This window comes from Streptomyces sp. NPDC026092, from assembly GCF_040638605.1.
Lineage (GTDB): Bacteria > Actinomycetota > Actinomycetes > Streptomycetales > Streptomycetaceae > Streptomyces.
In genome coordinates this window covers 387,205-400,581 of record NZ_JBEZYN010000005.1, presented here as the reverse complement: position 1 = coordinate 400,581, position 13,377 = coordinate 387,205, and the positions used below count along the sequence as shown (strand labels likewise).

General features: G+C 71.6%; 12 protein-coding genes. 5 read left to right on the top strand and 7 right to left on the bottom strand.

Annotation, left to right across the window (positions count from 1 at the left end):
* Nucleotides 1-10: 10 nt before the first annotated feature.
* Nucleotides 11-1,471: a hypothetical protein gene (locus AB0F56_RS11270; RefSeq protein WP_362006914.1), complete on the bottom strand. Its 1,461-nt coding sequence runs from the start codon at nucleotides 1,469-1,471 to the stop codon at nucleotides 11-13.
* 176 nt (nucleotides 1,472-1,647) lie between these two features.
* On the opposite strand from AB0F56_RS11270, the gene AB0F56_RS11265 reads away from it, so the two are divergent.
* Nucleotides 1,648-3,099, top strand: a complete 1,452-nt coding sequence (locus AB0F56_RS11265; RefSeq protein ID WP_362006911.1) for an aminopeptidase — start codon at nucleotides 1,648-1,650, stop codon at nucleotides 3,097-3,099.
* Between the two features lie 25 nt (nucleotides 3,100-3,124).
* Here the strand turns inward: AB0F56_RS11265 and AB0F56_RS11260 are convergent, their stop codons facing one another.
* The 3 genes from AB0F56_RS11260 to AB0F56_RS11250 all read right to left on the bottom strand — a co-directional run bounded on the left by AB0F56_RS11260 (nucleotide 3,125) and on the right by AB0F56_RS11250 (nucleotide 6,736).
* A complete protein-coding gene (locus tag AB0F56_RS11260; protein WP_362006909.1) occupies nucleotides 3,125-3,754 on the bottom strand; it encodes a hypothetical protein in 630 nt (209 codons plus the stop codon).
* A gap of 76 nt (nucleotides 3,755-3,830) precedes the next feature.
* Entirely contained in the window at nucleotides 3,831-5,705 is a 1,875-nt protein-coding gene (locus AB0F56_RS11255) for a glycoside hydrolase family 3 protein (protein ID WP_362006907.1), read from the bottom strand.
* A gap of 116 nt (nucleotides 5,706-5,821) precedes the next feature.
* Nucleotides 5,822-6,736 (bottom strand): LysR family transcriptional regulator, encoded by a 915-nt coding sequence (locus AB0F56_RS11250; RefSeq protein ID WP_362006905.1) that lies wholly within the window; start codon nucleotides 6,734-6,736, stop codon nucleotides 5,822-5,824.
* Nucleotides 6,737-6,872: 136 nt separating this feature from the next.
* Here AB0F56_RS11250 and AB0F56_RS11245 point away from each other — a divergent pair, with 136 nt between their 5' ends.
* Complete coding sequence (locus AB0F56_RS11245; RefSeq protein WP_362006903.1) at nucleotides 6,873-7,799, top strand: EamA family transporter; 927 nt, start codon at nucleotides 6,873-6,875, stop codon at nucleotides 7,797-7,799.
* Nucleotides 7,800-7,840: 41 nt separating this feature from the next.
* Here AB0F56_RS11245 and AB0F56_RS11240 read toward each other — a convergent pair whose 3' ends face one another.
* Nucleotides 7,841-8,887: a LacI family DNA-binding transcriptional regulator gene (locus tag AB0F56_RS11240; protein ID WP_362006902.1), complete on the bottom strand. Its 1,047-nt coding sequence runs from the start codon at nucleotides 8,885-8,887 to the stop codon at nucleotides 7,841-7,843.
* Nucleotides 8,888-9,050: 163 nt separating this feature from the next.
* On the opposite strand from AB0F56_RS11240, the gene AB0F56_RS11235 reads away from it, so the two are divergent.
* From AB0F56_RS11235 to AB0F56_RS11225, 3 genes are read left to right on the top strand one after another with little or no spacing between them, the layout of a single operon-like run.
* Nucleotides 9,051-10,211 (top strand): Gfo/Idh/MocA family oxidoreductase, encoded by a 1,161-nt coding sequence (locus AB0F56_RS11235; RefSeq protein ID WP_362006900.1) that lies wholly within the window; start codon nucleotides 9,051-9,053, stop codon nucleotides 10,209-10,211.
* Entirely contained in the window at nucleotides 10,208-11,359 is a 1,152-nt protein-coding gene (locus AB0F56_RS11230; protein WP_362006898.1) for a dihydrodipicolinate synthase family protein, read from the top strand. Before AB0F56_RS11235 ends, AB0F56_RS11230 begins: the two co-directional genes overlap by 4 nt.
* Before the next feature lie 44 nt (nucleotides 11,360-11,403).
* Entirely contained in the window at nucleotides 11,404-12,183 is a 780-nt protein-coding gene (locus tag AB0F56_RS11225; protein WP_362006896.1) for a sugar phosphate isomerase/epimerase family protein, read from the top strand.
* A 12-nt stretch (nucleotides 12,184-12,195) separates the two neighbouring features.
* Here the strand turns inward: AB0F56_RS11225 and AB0F56_RS11220 are convergent, their stop codons facing one another.
* Both AB0F56_RS11220 and AB0F56_RS11215 read right to left on the bottom strand, forming a co-directional pair.
* On the bottom strand, nucleotides 12,196-12,660 hold the full coding sequence (locus AB0F56_RS11220; protein WP_362006894.1) for a DUF937 domain-containing protein: 465 nt from the start codon (nucleotides 12,658-12,660) through the stop codon (nucleotides 12,196-12,198).
* Nucleotides 12,661-12,747: 87 nt separating this feature from the next.
* Nucleotides 12,748-13,356 (bottom strand): VanZ family protein, encoded by a 609-nt coding sequence (locus tag AB0F56_RS11215; protein WP_362006891.1) that lies wholly within the window; start codon nucleotides 13,354-13,356, stop codon nucleotides 12,748-12,750.
* Nucleotides 13,357-13,377: the final 21 nt, after the last annotated feature.

Below are 13,377 nucleotides of genomic sequence, written 5' to 3'. Positions count from 1 at the left end.
CCCGGCACTCCTACGGCGTCACGCTGAACAGCATCCGCTTGCCCGGGTGTTCGGTGACCGTCCAGAGGCGGTTCGGTGTGCCCGGCCAGACCGAGTAGTCCTCGACGCCGATCGCGGAGGTCCGGCGCGGGGACGACTCGACGAGGCGGCCGGTGGCGGTGTCGGGCCTGGCGACGAGGACCCGGCCGTTCTGCTGGCCCCGACTCTGGCTGAGGTAGTACGTGCCGTTGATGACCGCGGCGCCCTGGATGCCGCCGTTGTCCTGCTCGGACGCGAGGAACGGAATGCGGTAGGCCTCGTCGGCCTGCCAGTAGCCGTTGGCGTCAAGGGCCGGTGTGCCGCCGCTGGTGTTCATCGGTCGGCGGATGACCCGGCCGGTCGTGAACGCGTCGGTGACCTTCGCCTTCTCGCACCACTCGCCCGTGGTGATGTGCCGCGTGGCCGAGGAGCGGTCGAGGCTCGCGAAGCTGGTCTTCGAGGTGACGTCCGTGGCCTGGCAGGTCTTGTCCTCGTCCTGCATGTCGCAGGGCGTGCCCGGCGGCGGCTCGACCGTGTCGCAGGCGGCGTTCGTCCAGCCGTCGCTCTGCGGCAGGATGTAGCGGTAGCCGTGGGCGTTGTACACGCCGTCCTGTCGGCCGATCGCGGTCTTGGACCTGCCCCACTTGTCGGCGGGCAGGGCCCCGAGGTCGATGATGTTGCGCAGGTCGAAGACGCGGAAGCCGCGGTTGGTGTCCGCCACGTACAGGTAGTAGCCGTACCAGACCATGCCGCCGGCGTGCAGCGAGCCGTACTGCTTCCCGCCCGCCTTCGAGTAGTGCTGCGAGGTGCGCACGCTCATGTAGCTGGCGTTGCCGGAGTCGTTGATGAACGGGTACACCAGCAGGACGTGGGCGTACTTCCCGGTGCTGGAGTCGATGAACGAGACCCGGACGCCCTTGCGTTCGGTGTTGGTCCCGCCCTCGTCGACGTCGTCCGGCTTCTTGTCGTCGTTCCAGTCGTCCTTGTTGTACCAAGTGACCATCATGGGCTTGTGATCCGCCGGGTTCCAGCCGGTCTCGGGGTCACCCCAGGTCTGGTCCTCGTCGGCGTCGGCGACGCTGGTCACGCCCTGCGGCCACCACTCGGAGCCGTCGTCGGTGCCGTTGTCGGCGGTGTCGAAGCAGAAGCTCTTGGCGAAGCCCTGCGGCTTCGTGCCGAGCTCGGTGGCCGCCTTGTTGCAGACTTCGGTGTCCCACTTGCCCGTTCGGCCGCTGGTCTGCGCCTCCTTCAGGAGCGAGTTCACGCCGATGTTGGGTAGATCGGCGTTCAGCTTGTCTATGCGGCCCTGGAGCTCCGCCTTGTTGGAGAGCGGGCGCAGTTCGAAGTTGGAGAGTTCGAGGCCGGGGTCGGCGGCGGCCTGCGCCGGTGCCGCCAACCCTGTCGCCAGCAGTGACGCGGCGACGGTGGCCATGAGCGCCACCTTCGCCCTCACCCTGTAACTCCTCCTCATACGTGTCCTCCCGTGTCGTGCCTTGTGCTGCATGGCTTGCGGGAGTTTAGGTGATGGCTACACAGATCTTGATCGCGGGTAAGGAGCAACTGGGTCTGGCGGTACGCACGTTGAGCCCGCTAGGTTCGCGACACCGTTGTGAACCAAGGGGAGGGTGAATGCGCAAGTCGCTGAGATGGCTGATGTCGCTCACGGTGCTCATAGGCACCGTCGGCGCGGGTGGTGCGGCCACCGCCGCCGAGCCGGCCACCGGCAGTCCGACCGCCGTCGCGGACAGCGCCGTCGGTACGGACATCAAGGACCGCATCCTGGCGATCCCCGGGATGAGCCTCATCGAGGAGAAGCCGTACGCCGGCTACCGCTACTTCGTCCTCGAGTACACCCAGCCGGTGGACCACCGCCGCCCCTGGAAGGGCACGTTCAAGCAGCGACTCTCGCTGCTGCACAAGGACACCGACCGGCCGACCGTCTTCCACACCAGCGGTTACGGCCTGAGCACCACCCCCAGCCGCCGCGAGCCCACCCGGATCATCGACGGCAACCAGGTCTCCATGGAGTACCGCTTCTTCACGCCGTCCCGGCCGCAGCCCGCCGACTGGACCAAGCTGGACATCTACCAGGCCGCGAGCGACCAGCACCGCATCTTCACCGCGCTGAAGAAGATCTACGGCAAGAAGTGGCTCTCCACCGGCGCCTCCAAGGGCGGTATGACGGCGACGTACTACGAGCGCTTCTACCCCCGTGACATGGACGGCGTGGTCGCCTACGTGGCGCCGAACGACGTGAACAACAAGGAGGACTCGGCCTACGACCGGTTCTTCGAGACGGTCGGCACCAAGGAGTGCCGCGACCGGCTCAACGCGATGCAGCGCGAGGCGCTGATCCGCCGCGAGCCGCTGCAGAAGAAGTACAAGGAGTGGGCGGAGACCGAGGGCGCGACCTTCAACACCGTCGGCTCCCTGGACAAGGCGTACGAGGCCGTCGTCCTGGACTTCGTCTGGGGCTTCTGGCAGTACTACGGCCAGGACGTCTGTGCCGACGTGCCGGACGCGGCCACCGCGAGCGACGACACCGTCTACCAGACGATCGACGCCTACTCGGGCTGGTCCTTCTACACCGACCAGGGCCTCGACCCGTACACCCCGTACTACTACCAGGCCGCCACCGAGCTGGGCTCGCCCAGCATCAAGCTCCCGCACCTCAACGGCCTGACCCGGTACGGCTACCAGCCCGCGCGTAACTTCGTTCCGCGCGAGATCCCGACCACGTTCAAGCCGGCGGCCATGCGCGACGTCGACAGCTGGGTCCGCCACAACGCGCACCAGATGCTCTTCGTCTACGGCGGCAACGACCCGTGGGGAGCCGAGCCGTTCCGCCTCGGCAAGGGCGCCCGTGACAGCTACGTCTTCACGGCCCCCGGCGCCAACCACGGTGCCCAGGTCGCCGGTCTCGTCGAGGCCGAGCGCACCAAGGCCACGGCCCGCATCCTCGCCTGGGCCGGCGTCGAGGCCCCGGCCGTCCAGGCCGGGCAGCCCCTGGCCCGCTTCGACGCCCGTCTCGACAACGCGACGGACGACGAGCTGAAGAGGGAGCACGGTCTGCGTCCGTAGACCCGACTTCAGCGCCCGGCGTGCTTCACAGCCGCCGGGCGCACCCCACCGGGCGCTCCCCGCCCAGCGCCACGAACAGCGCGGTGGTGGGCGGGCAGTGGTCCCGGCTGGTGACCGCCGACGCGACCCGGAACGCGGGTGGCCGTTCCCCCGATCCGTCGCAGGCGGTCTCCTTCACCCGGCCCGCACCCGAGGAATCCGTCGGCGCCACGCAGTCCCCGACGACGGTGTGCGGCCCGCCGCCCTGCCCGGGGTCACCGGGATGCGGCGGTTCCAGATTCCGCATGCAGGCGTAGCCGCGCGGTACCGACCCGTCGCCGTTCTCGTCCGCCGCCGGGCGGCTCTCCGAGACGTGCAGGACGAAGTCCGTGGTCGGCGGGCAGGTCGGGGCGTCCGAAGTGAGCCCCTGGTACCGGGTGGTCACCCGTGCGACGGCCCTCTCGCTCGTGCACGGGACCTCGCGGAACACCGTCCCGCGCGTGGAGCAGTCCCCGGGCCCCAGGAACGAGGCCCCGGGGTCGTGGGGCGTGCTCGTGTACGTGACGGGGAGCGGCGGCCCGCCGTCGGGGGCCTGTTGGCATCCGGTCAGGGCACATCCGGTCAGGACGAGGAGCAGCCCCGCCGTCCACACCGCGGGGCTTGAGAGAGCGCGCATGAGAGACCCCCGTTCTCCTCGGTTCCAGCGTCGCCCGCCGGGGCGGGCGGACGCCAGGGAGAACGGGGGGCCTGCGTCACTGGTTACGTCTCGCGTAGGACAGGCCGTGGCCGACCGGGTACAGCACCCGCGTCGGATCGTCCGCACGCTGCACGGGAACGGGCAGACGGCCCTGCGGCCGGGCGTGCCCGGCGATCACCCGGACGGCGGCGCGCAGTTCGACGTCGGTCCAGGAGTACGCGGCGAGCGTGGCCCGCTGTCCGCGGAGCTGGGCGATGTCGTACGGGTTGCGGATCGCGACCGTCACGACGGGCACCCCGGTCGCCACGAGGCGGTCGACGAGGGTGCGTTGGGGGCTGGTCGCCGAGACGTTGTACGTGCCGACGACGACCAGGTCCTTGCCGGCGGCGGCCGCCACGGCCTCCTCGATCTTCGCCGCCGTCGGGGTGATGCCGGTGGACAGCGCGGTGGCGGTGAAGCCGAGCGCCGTGAACTCGCCGGCCAGGGTGGTGGTCGGCGGCCCGGTGGTACCCGAGGGGGAGGCCGGGTCGGCGCCGACGACCAGGACCGCGGAGTGGCTGCGGCGGCTGACCGGCAGGAAGCCGCGCTCGTTGAGGAGCAGGGTGGTGGTGGCCTCGGCGATCCGGTCGGCCCGGGCGAGATGCCCGCGGGTGCCGACCGTACGGTCCACTCCGCCGCCCGTCACGTACGGGCGCCGGAAGAGCCCCAGCTTCGCCTTGAGGCGCAGGATCCGCAGGATCGATTCATCTAGCCGCGCCTCGGTGAGCTCGCCGTCCTGGACGGCCTTGAGGACCGCGTTCCAGGCGATGTCCAGCTTCGGCGGGTTGAGCAGCTGGTCGACGCCGGCCTTGAGCGCGAGGACGGGCACGCGCTCGTCGCCGTACTTGGTCCGTACGCCCTCCATGCCGAGGGAGTCCGTCACCACCACGCCGTCGTAGCCGAGCTGTTCGCGCAGGATGCCGGTGAGGATGGGGCGGGAGAGGGTCGCCGGGTCCTCGCTCGGGTCGAGCGCGGGGACGACGATGTGCGCGGTCATGATCGAGTCGATGCCGGCGGCGATCGCGGAGCGGAACGGCGGGGCGTCGAGCTCGGCCCACTGCTCGCGGGTGTGGGTGATGGTCGGCAGGCCGTAGTGGCTGTCGACGGCGGTGTCGCCGTGCCCGGGGAAGTGCTTGGAGGTCGCCGCGACCCCGGCCGACTGGTACCCCCTGACCTGGGCGGACACCAGGTCGGCGACGGCCTCGGGGGCGGAGCCGAAGGAGCGGACGCCGATGACCGGGTTGGCGGGGTTGACGTTGACGTCGGCGACGGGCGCGTAGTTCTGCCGGATGCCGACGGCGGCCAGTTCGGCGCCCGCGATCCGGGCGGCCTCGCGGGCGTCGGAGCGCGAGCCGCCGGCGCCGAGCGCCATCGCGCCGGGGACCAGGGTGGCCGGTTCGCCGACCCGGCAGACGATGCCGTGCTCCTGGTCGGTGGAGATGAGGGCGGGGACGGGCGTGGGCTGCGCGAGAGCCGCCCGCTGGATGCCGTTGGAGAGGTCGGCGATCTGGTGCGGGTCGCGGGTGTTGTGCGCCCAGGAGAAGTAGATGACGCCGCCGACGTGGTACTTCTCGACCAGCTCGGCGGCGGTGCGGACGCCGATCTCCTTGAGGTTCAGGTCGATGTCGACCTGGTCGGGGGCGGTGGCGGAGTGGCCGTACACCCGCATGACGAAGAGCTGGCCGACCTTCTCTTCGAGGGACATCCGGGAGATGAGCGCCTGGAGCGTGCGCTCGCTCGACGCGTCGCCGGCCGCCTGGGCGGGGGTGCCGACTCCGGTGACGGCGGCAGCGGCGGCCGCGGCGGAGACCGTGAGAAGGGTGCGTCGGGAGGGGGAGGCCGAGGGGGTGGGGGAGGGGGAGGGGGAGGTGGCGGGGGCGCGGTGGTGCACTGATGCTCCTTCCGGCCGTGCGGGATGGGGAGGGAAGTCGGTGAAGGAAACTTCCAAGGAGCACGGATAGCCCGAAAGTAACTGCCAGGTCAAGGACCTGAGCAGGAATCGGCCCCTCAGGTCGCCTCCGACGCCACCCGCGGCCAGTGCTCCTGGAGCGTCCTGACGGTCTCGGTGATCGCCGGGCGGCGGGCCGCGCCCGTGCGCCAGAGCGCGTGCAGCCGGCGCCTCGGCACCGGGTCGAGCCGGACCGGGGTCACCTCCGGCGGCAGCGTCCCGCGCCCGAGGCGCGGCACCATCGCGATCCCGAGGCCGGCCGCGACCAGGGCGACCTGGGTGTGGTTCTCCTCGGCCTGGTGGACGACGTGCGGTTCACAGCCGGTGGAGCGCAGGGTCTGCATCAGCCAGTCGTGGCAGACGGAGCCCGGCGGCTGCGTGATCCACCGCTGCTCCGCCAGCTCCTCCCGCCGTACCGACGCCCGACCCGCCAGAGGGTGGGTACGGGGTACGAGGACGTCGCACAGGTCGTCGCCGATCACCGCCTGTTCGAGTCCGGGCGGGGACGGCATCGGAGAGATGTCCCAGTCGTGGGCGACGGCGAGGTCGATCACTCCCCGCCCGACGAGCTCGATGGAGATGTGCGGGTCGACCTCCGTCAGGCGGGCGTCGAGCGCGGGGTGCCGGGCCGTCAGGTCGGCGAGGACCCGGGGCATCAGACCGCGTGCCGCGCTCGCGAAGCAGCCGATCGAGAGCCGCCCGGCGGGCAGCCCGCGGCGCTCTTCGAGCCGTACCTCCGCCTGCTCGACGATCGACAGCAACTGCTCTGCGGTGGCGGCCAGTTGGTACGCCTCGTCGGTGAGCCTGACCCCGCGGCCCCGGCGTTCGAGCAGGGTCGTACGGGTCTCCCGCTCCAGCTTCGCGATCTGCTGGGAGACGGCCGACGGGGTGTACCCGAGGGCGGCGGCCGCGGCGCCGACGGACCCGTGGACGGAGACGGCGTGGAGGGCGCGCAGACGGCCGAGATCGAGCATGGGCGGGCTCCTCGGGGCTTCTCGGGGCGTCTCGGTTCGGTGAGGCGGGCGTGGCTCTGGATGAAGCGTTGCTTCATCCAACCATGAAGAGATACGCGCTGGTGCTACACGATGAGGATGGGTGACGCTCTTTCTCATGCGCCCTGCCCACATCGCCCTGGCCGCGTTCGTCGCCGCCGTCTGGGGAGTCAACTTCGTCGTCATCGAGATCGGCCTCGACCACTTCCCGCCGCTGCTCTTCTCCGCCCTCCGCTTCCTCGTCGCCGCGCTGCCCGCGGTGTTCCTGGTCGGCCGGCCCACGGTCGCCTGGAAGTGGATCGTGGGGGTCGGACTCGCCCTGGGCGTGGCGAAGTTCGGGCTGCTCTTCACGGGCATGGACCTCGGCGCCCCCGCCGGGCTCTCCTCGCTGATCCTGCAGATCCAGGCGGTCTTCACGGCCCTGTTCGCCTTCGTCGCGCTGGGCGAACGGCCCGGGAGGGTGAAGATCGCGGGCATGGCGGTCGCGCTCGCGGGCATCGGCGTCGCGGCGGTCGACGAAGGCGCGTCCGGCCCGCTGGTGGGCTTCGCGCTGTGCATCGCGGCGGCGGCCTGCTGGGGCGTCTCCAACGTCCTGACCCGCAAGGCGTCCCCGCCCGACGCCCTCAACTTCATGGTCTGGGTCAGCACCGTGCCCGTGCTGCCGCTGCTCGCCCTCTCGCTCCTCCTGGAGGGGCCGGAGCGCGACCTCGAAGCGCTGCGCGGGCTCGACTGGACCGGTGCGGGCGTCATCGTCTACTGCGCCTGGGTCGTCACCGTCTTCGGCTTCGGCGCCTGGGGCTGGCTGCTGCGCCGCTACCCGGCGTCCTCGGTCGCCCCGTTCTCCCTCCTGGTCCCCGTCTTCGGCATGTCCTCGGCGGCGCTGTTCCTGGGCGAGGGCGTCTCACCCCTGCGCTGGTGCGCGGCGGCGCTGCTGGTCGGGGGAGTGGCGCTGTCGACGCTCTCGTGGGGGCGCGGGGCGGGCTCGGCGAAGGGGGCCGCGGCTATGGAGCCGGCCTCGGAGGTGCCTGCCCACGCGCGAACCTGAGAGGCGCCTCGCGGGCGTCTCGTCAGGCCCTTGGGCGCCCCTCACCCCCGCGGGCGCGCCGTCGACTCCCGTACCAGCAGCTCCGCCGGGATCGTCGTCACGCCGCCCGGCGGGGGCTCCTCGGTGCCGACCGCGAGCCGGCCCGCGCGGGCGCCCGCCTCGTGCAGGGGCAGGCGTACGGTCGTCAGGGCCGGGACCGCGTCGATCGAGAACGGCAGGTCGTCGAAGCCCGCGACCGACACGTCCTCCGGTATCCGCAGCCCCTGGTCCCGCAGCGCCGCGCACGCGCCCAGCGCGACCGTGTCGTTGGCCGCGAGGACGGCCGTCAACGCCGGTTCCCGCCGCATGAGTTCGAGCGTGGCGTCGTAGCCCGAGCGCCGGTCGTACGGGCCGTGCACCGTCGGCCCCTCGGGCAGCCCCGCCGCCGCGAGGGCGTCCCGGTGGCCCTCCAGGCGGTGCCGGGTCGTCGTCCGGTCCGCGGGCCCCGCCACGTAACCGATCCGCCGGTGGCCGAGCGAGAGCAGGTGCTCCGTGAGCCGGCGCGCGCCCGCCCGGTTGTCGAAGGTGAGCGCCGCCACGCTCGCGTCCCCCGCCACGGGCGGCCGGCCGCACAGCACGATCCGGGTCCCCGCGTCCGTCAGCTTCGCGAGCTTCGTCGAGACCGCCGCCACGTGGTCCGGGTCCTCCAGGGCGCCGCCGGTCAGGATGACGGCGGCGGCGCGCTGGCGCTGGAGCAGTGTGAGGTAGGTGAGCTCGCGCTCCGGGGAGCCGCCCGTGTTGCAGACGACCGCCAGTTTCTCGCCACCCGCCCGGCCCGGCGCCCCTTCGCCGATCGCGCTCTGCGCCGCGCCCGCCATGATCCCGAAGAAGGGGTCGGCGATGTCGTTGACGAGGACGCCGACCAGGTCCGATGTGGCGGCGGCCAGCGAGCTCGCGGGCCCGTTCAGGACGTAGTCCAGCTCGTCCACCGCCCGCAGCACCCGCTCCCTTGTGGAGGCGGCGACCGGGTAGTTGCCGTTCAGGACACGGGAGACGGTGGCGGGGGACACCTGGGCACGCGCGGCCACATCCGACAGCGTGACGGTCATCGCGTACCTCCGGGAAGAGCGGGCGAGAGCGGAGCGAGGGCCGGGTCGGGGGCGTCAGGAGAGTCCGGCGGACCCCTTGTCCGGTGTGTTGTCGGCAGGCTAGCGTCTTCGTTCGTAGAAAGCGCTTTCTGTTTGAGGTTGTGTACGTGATGGAGGCACCTTCGTGACACGCAGGACGGTCCGTATCGCCATGAACGGCGTCACCGGACGCATGGGCTACCGCCAGCACCTCGTCCGCTCGATCCTCGCCCTGCGCGAGCAGGGCGGCCTCGACCTGGGCGACGGCACGACCCTCTGGCCGGAACCCGTCCTCGTCGGCCGCCGCGAGTCCGCGCTGCGCGCGCTCGCCGAGCGGCACGGCCTCACCGAGTGGTCCACCGACCTGGACGCCGTGCTCGCCGACGAGTCCGACCGGGCCGTCGACATCTACTTCGACGCCCAGGTCACCTCGGCCCGCGTCGAGGCCATCCGCAAGGCCGTGGCCGCCGGCAAGCACGTCTACACCGAGAAGCCCACGGCGGGTGACCTCGCGGGCGCCCTCGACCTGGCCCGGCTCGCCGCCGAGAAGGGCGTCAAGCACGGCGTCGTCCAGGACAAGATCTTCCTGCCGGGCCTGCTCAAGCTGAAGCGGCTGATAGACGGCGGCTTCTTCGGCCGGATCCTCTCCGTGCGCGGCGAGTTCGGCTACTGGGTCTTCGAGGGCGACTGGCAGGCCGCCCAGCGCCCCAGCTGGAACTACCGCGCCGAGGACGGCGGCGGGATCGTCGTGGACATGTTCCCGCACTGGGAGTACGTCCTCCACGAGCTCTTCGGCCGCGTCACGAGCGTCACCGCGCACGTCGCCACCCACGTCCCCGAGCGCTGGGACGAGCACGGGAAGCCGTACTCCGCGACCGCCGACGACGCCGCGTACGGCATCTTCCAGCTGGAGGGCGGCGCGGTCGCCCAGATCAACTCCTCCTGGACGGTCCGCGTCAACCGCGACGAGCTGGTGGAGTTCCAGGTGGACGGCACGCACGGCTCGGCCGTCGCCGGCCTGCGCAACTGCCGCGTCCAGCACCGCTCGGCCACCCCGAAGCCGGTCTGGAACCCGGACATCCCGGCGACCGAGCCCTTCCGCGAGCAGTGGCAGGAGGTCCCGGACAACGCCGCGTTCGACAACGGCTTCAAGGCGCAGTGGGAGCTGTTCCTGCGCCACGTGGTCCTGGACGAGCCGTACCACTGGGACCTGCTCGCGGGCGCGCGCGGTGTGCAGCTCGCCGAGCTGGGGCTGCGCTCCTCGGCCGAGGGCCGGCGCCTCGACGTCCCGGAGGTCACGCTGTGATCCGGCTGCCCGACGCGACCGGCGGCGTACGGGAGTACAGCCCGCGCCCCGCGCGCCCCCTCGCCCCCGTGGGCGGCGCCCTGACCTCCCGTACGGTCTTCTCCGCGGCCCACGTCGTCGCCGATCCGTACGCCGACACGACCCCCGACGGCCCGGCGGCCGTCGACTGGGACGCCACGCTCGCCTTCCGCCGCCACCTCTGGTCGCACGGCCTGGGCGTCGCCGAGGCCATGGACACCGCCCAGCGCGGGATGGGCCTGGACTGGGCGGGAGCGGCCGAGCTCATCCGTCGCTCGGCGGCCGAGGCGAAGGCGGTCGGCGGCCGGATCGCGTGCGGCGTGGGCACGGACCAACTGACCGGCCCCGCAGACCTGGTGGCGATCCGCTCGGCGTACGAGGAGCAGCTCGCGCTCGTCGAGGAGGCCGGCGCCCAGCCCATCCTGATGGCCTCGCGCGCCCTCGCGGCGGCGGCCGGCGGTCCGGAGGAGTACCTCGACATCTATACGGGTCTGCTGCGCCAGACGACCGAGCCGGTGATCCTGCACTGGCTGGGCCCGATGTTCGACCCGGCGCTCGGCGGGTACTGGGGCTCGGCCGACCTGGACGCGGCGACCGAGACCTTCCTGGAGGTCATCGCCGCCCACCCGGACAAGGTCGACGGCATCAAGGTCTCCCTGCTCGACGCCCAGCGCGAGATCGAGCTGCGCCGCCGCCTCCCGGAGGGCGTCCGCTGCTACACGGGCGACGACTTCCACTACCCCGAGCTGATCGCGGGCGACGACCGGGGCTTCAGCCACGCGCTGCTCGGCATCTTCGACCCGCTGGGCCCGCTGGCGGCGGAGGCCGTACGGATCCTGGACACGGGGGACGCGAAGGGGTTCCGGGAGCTGCTCGACCCGACCGTGGAACTCTCCCGGCACCTCTTCGAGGCGCCGACCCGCTTCTACAAGACGGGAGTCGTGTTCCTGGCATGGCTGGCGGGCCACCAGGACCACTTCACGATGGTCGGCGGCCTGCAGTCGGCGCGCTCCCTGCCGCACCTGGCCCGGGCGTACGAACTGGCCGACGGACTTGGCCTGTTCCCGGATCCGGAGCGGGCGGAGTCGAGGATGCGGTCCCTTCTGACGGTGTACGGAGTCGAGCAGTGAACCAAGCGGGGAACCACCCTCTCGCACGCTTCAGCATCAACCAGATGACCGTGAGGCAACTGTCCCTGCCGGACCTTGTGGCGAACTGCGTTCGGCTCGGCGTCCCGGGCGTGGGCCTGTGGCGGGAGCCGGTCGCGGAGTACGGCCTGGAGGCGACGGCGAAGCTCGTACGCGACGCGGGCCTGACGGTCACGTCGCTCTGCCGGGGCGGCTTCTTCACGACGACCCAGGGGCTGGACGACAACCGCGCCGCGATCGACGAGGCGGCGGCCCTGGGCACGGACACCCTGGTCCTGGTCTCCGGGGGCCTCGCCCCGGGCAGCCGCGACCTGACGGCTGCACGCGCCCGGATCGGGGAGGCGATCGCCGAACTCGCCCCGTACGCGGGGGAGCGGGGTGTCCGGCTCGCGATCGAACCCCTCCACCCGATGTACGCGGCGGACCGCTGCGCGGTCTCCACCCTGGACCAGGCGCTGGACATCGCCGAGCGCTTCCCCGCCGCGCAGGTGGGGGTGGTCGTCGACACGTACCACGTCTGGTGGGACGACCGCGCTCCGGCGGCGGTGGCCCGCGCGGGCGCGGCGGGCCGCATCCACGCCTTCCAACTGGCCGACTGGACCACCCCCTTGCCGGCCGGCGTCCTCAACGGCCGCGGCCCTCTCGGCGACGGCGCGATCGACCTCCGCCGGTGGCGCACCCTCGTGGAGGAGGCCGGGTACACGGGCCCGATCGAGGTGGAGCTCTTCAACGACGAGCTGTGGGCCAGGAACGGCGTGGAGGTGCTGGAGGAGACGGCGGAGGGCTTCGTACGAGAGGTGGGCTGACCTCCGGGTCCGCTACTTCCTGGGGCCGCCCAGGATGTCGCCGAGACCCGCCCCGTCGGCCTTCTTGCCCGCCGCGCGCCTGGTGATGACGGCGAGGACGACGGGGACAAGAAGCTCGATCGCGCGGGAGACCGTCGCCGGGGGGAGACCCGTCTTCCTGGCGACCGCGTTGGCCGCGGGCTTCGCCAGCTTGCCGAGCACCCCGGCCATGAGGCCGCCGCTCACCAGGCCGCCGAAGCCCGCCACGCCCTGGAGCGGCGGCTCGGCGGACGTGGCCTCCTCGACGGCCTGGCGTACCTCGTCCGCGCTACCGGGCTCGGAGGCCGCCTGCCGCAGCTCTCCGTCGAGCGCGGACACCGAGCTGCCCACGACCGCCTTCGCCCCGGCCGCGTCCGTGCCGAGCAGACCGGCGATCTCCTGGAGCCGGTCGTCGCCCAGCTCGTGCAGCACGTCGTCCTGGAACGATTCATCACTCATGCCGGAAACGCTACGTTTCCTCGGTCCGCTCGGCACTCGGAGCGCCGTCGCGCGGGCCCGCACGACGCCTTCGGCCGAGTGGATCGATCAACGCTCCTTGCGGCTCACGTCCCACGAGGGTCGGGGCGCGCGCCGATGCCGAGAACCCGTCTCCTTCGCACCGGTCCGGTGCGTCGCGAGCCACACGCCCAACGCATACAACAGGGCACCCATGGACGCGCCGGACACGTTGACGAGCACGTCGTCGATGTCGACCACCCTGCCGGCCCGCATGAGCCACTGCGTGAACTCGATGAAGAGACTCAGCGCGCACGCCGCCATGACCGTGACCGTGAGGCCGGAGCGTGGGAAGGAGAATCGGAAGGAGATCGCGACGGGTAGGAACATCGCTGCATTTGCGACCTGCTGCCTGATGTACATGGAGCGTTCCATGTCTTCCATCGCGGCGTAGTCAAACAACAGTCCTTGGCCAGGAATGATCCAGACCGTTGAATCCCCTGAGCCGATGGCCTGTGACGGAGTCAGTGTGGCAAGGAGAGTGATTCCCAGGAAGAAAAGCAGGAGGAATTGTGCCCCACGTCCGGCTTCCGCGCCCCTCTTCCTGCGGAGCGTGGTCCCGAAAATGCACACGAGCAAGCAGGCGAGCAGCCCGAAGATGACGTTAAGGGGCGTGATGTAGAGAATGACTTGCCACATGCGCTCACCTCCAGGGTCTGC

Bases quoted from the DNA above. Each gene is read 5' to 3' on its own strand.
- AB0F56_RS11220 (WP_362006894.1), bottom strand. From the start codon at position 12,660: ATGAGTGATGAATCGTTCCAGGACGACGTGCTGCACGAGCTGGGCGAC.
- AB0F56_RS11265 (WP_362006911.1), top strand. From the start codon at position 1,648: ATGCGCAAGTCGCTGAGATGGCTGATGTCGCTCACGGTGCTCATAGGC.
- AB0F56_RS11260 (WP_362006909.1), bottom strand. From the start codon at position 3,754: ATGCGCGCTCTCTCAAGCCCCGCGGTGTGGACGGCGGGGCTGCTCCTC.
- AB0F56_RS11250 (WP_362006905.1), bottom strand. From the start codon at position 6,736: ATGCTCGATCTCGGCCGTCTGCGCGCCCTCCACGCCGTCTCCGTCCAC.
- AB0F56_RS11225 (WP_362006896.1), top strand. From the start codon at position 11,404: ATGACCGTGAGGCAACTGTCCCTGCCGGACCTTGTGGCGAACTGCGTT.
- AB0F56_RS11245 (WP_362006903.1), top strand. From the start codon at position 6,873: ATGCGCCCTGCCCACATCGCCCTGGCCGCGTTCGTCGCCGCCGTCTGG.
- AB0F56_RS11215 (WP_362006891.1), bottom strand. From the start codon at position 13,356: ATGTGGCAAGTCATTCTCTACATCACGCCCCTTAACGTCATCTTCGGG.
- AB0F56_RS11240 (WP_362006902.1), bottom strand. From the start codon at position 8,887: ATGACCGTCACGCTGTCGGATGTGGCCGCGCGTGCCCAGGTGTCCCCC.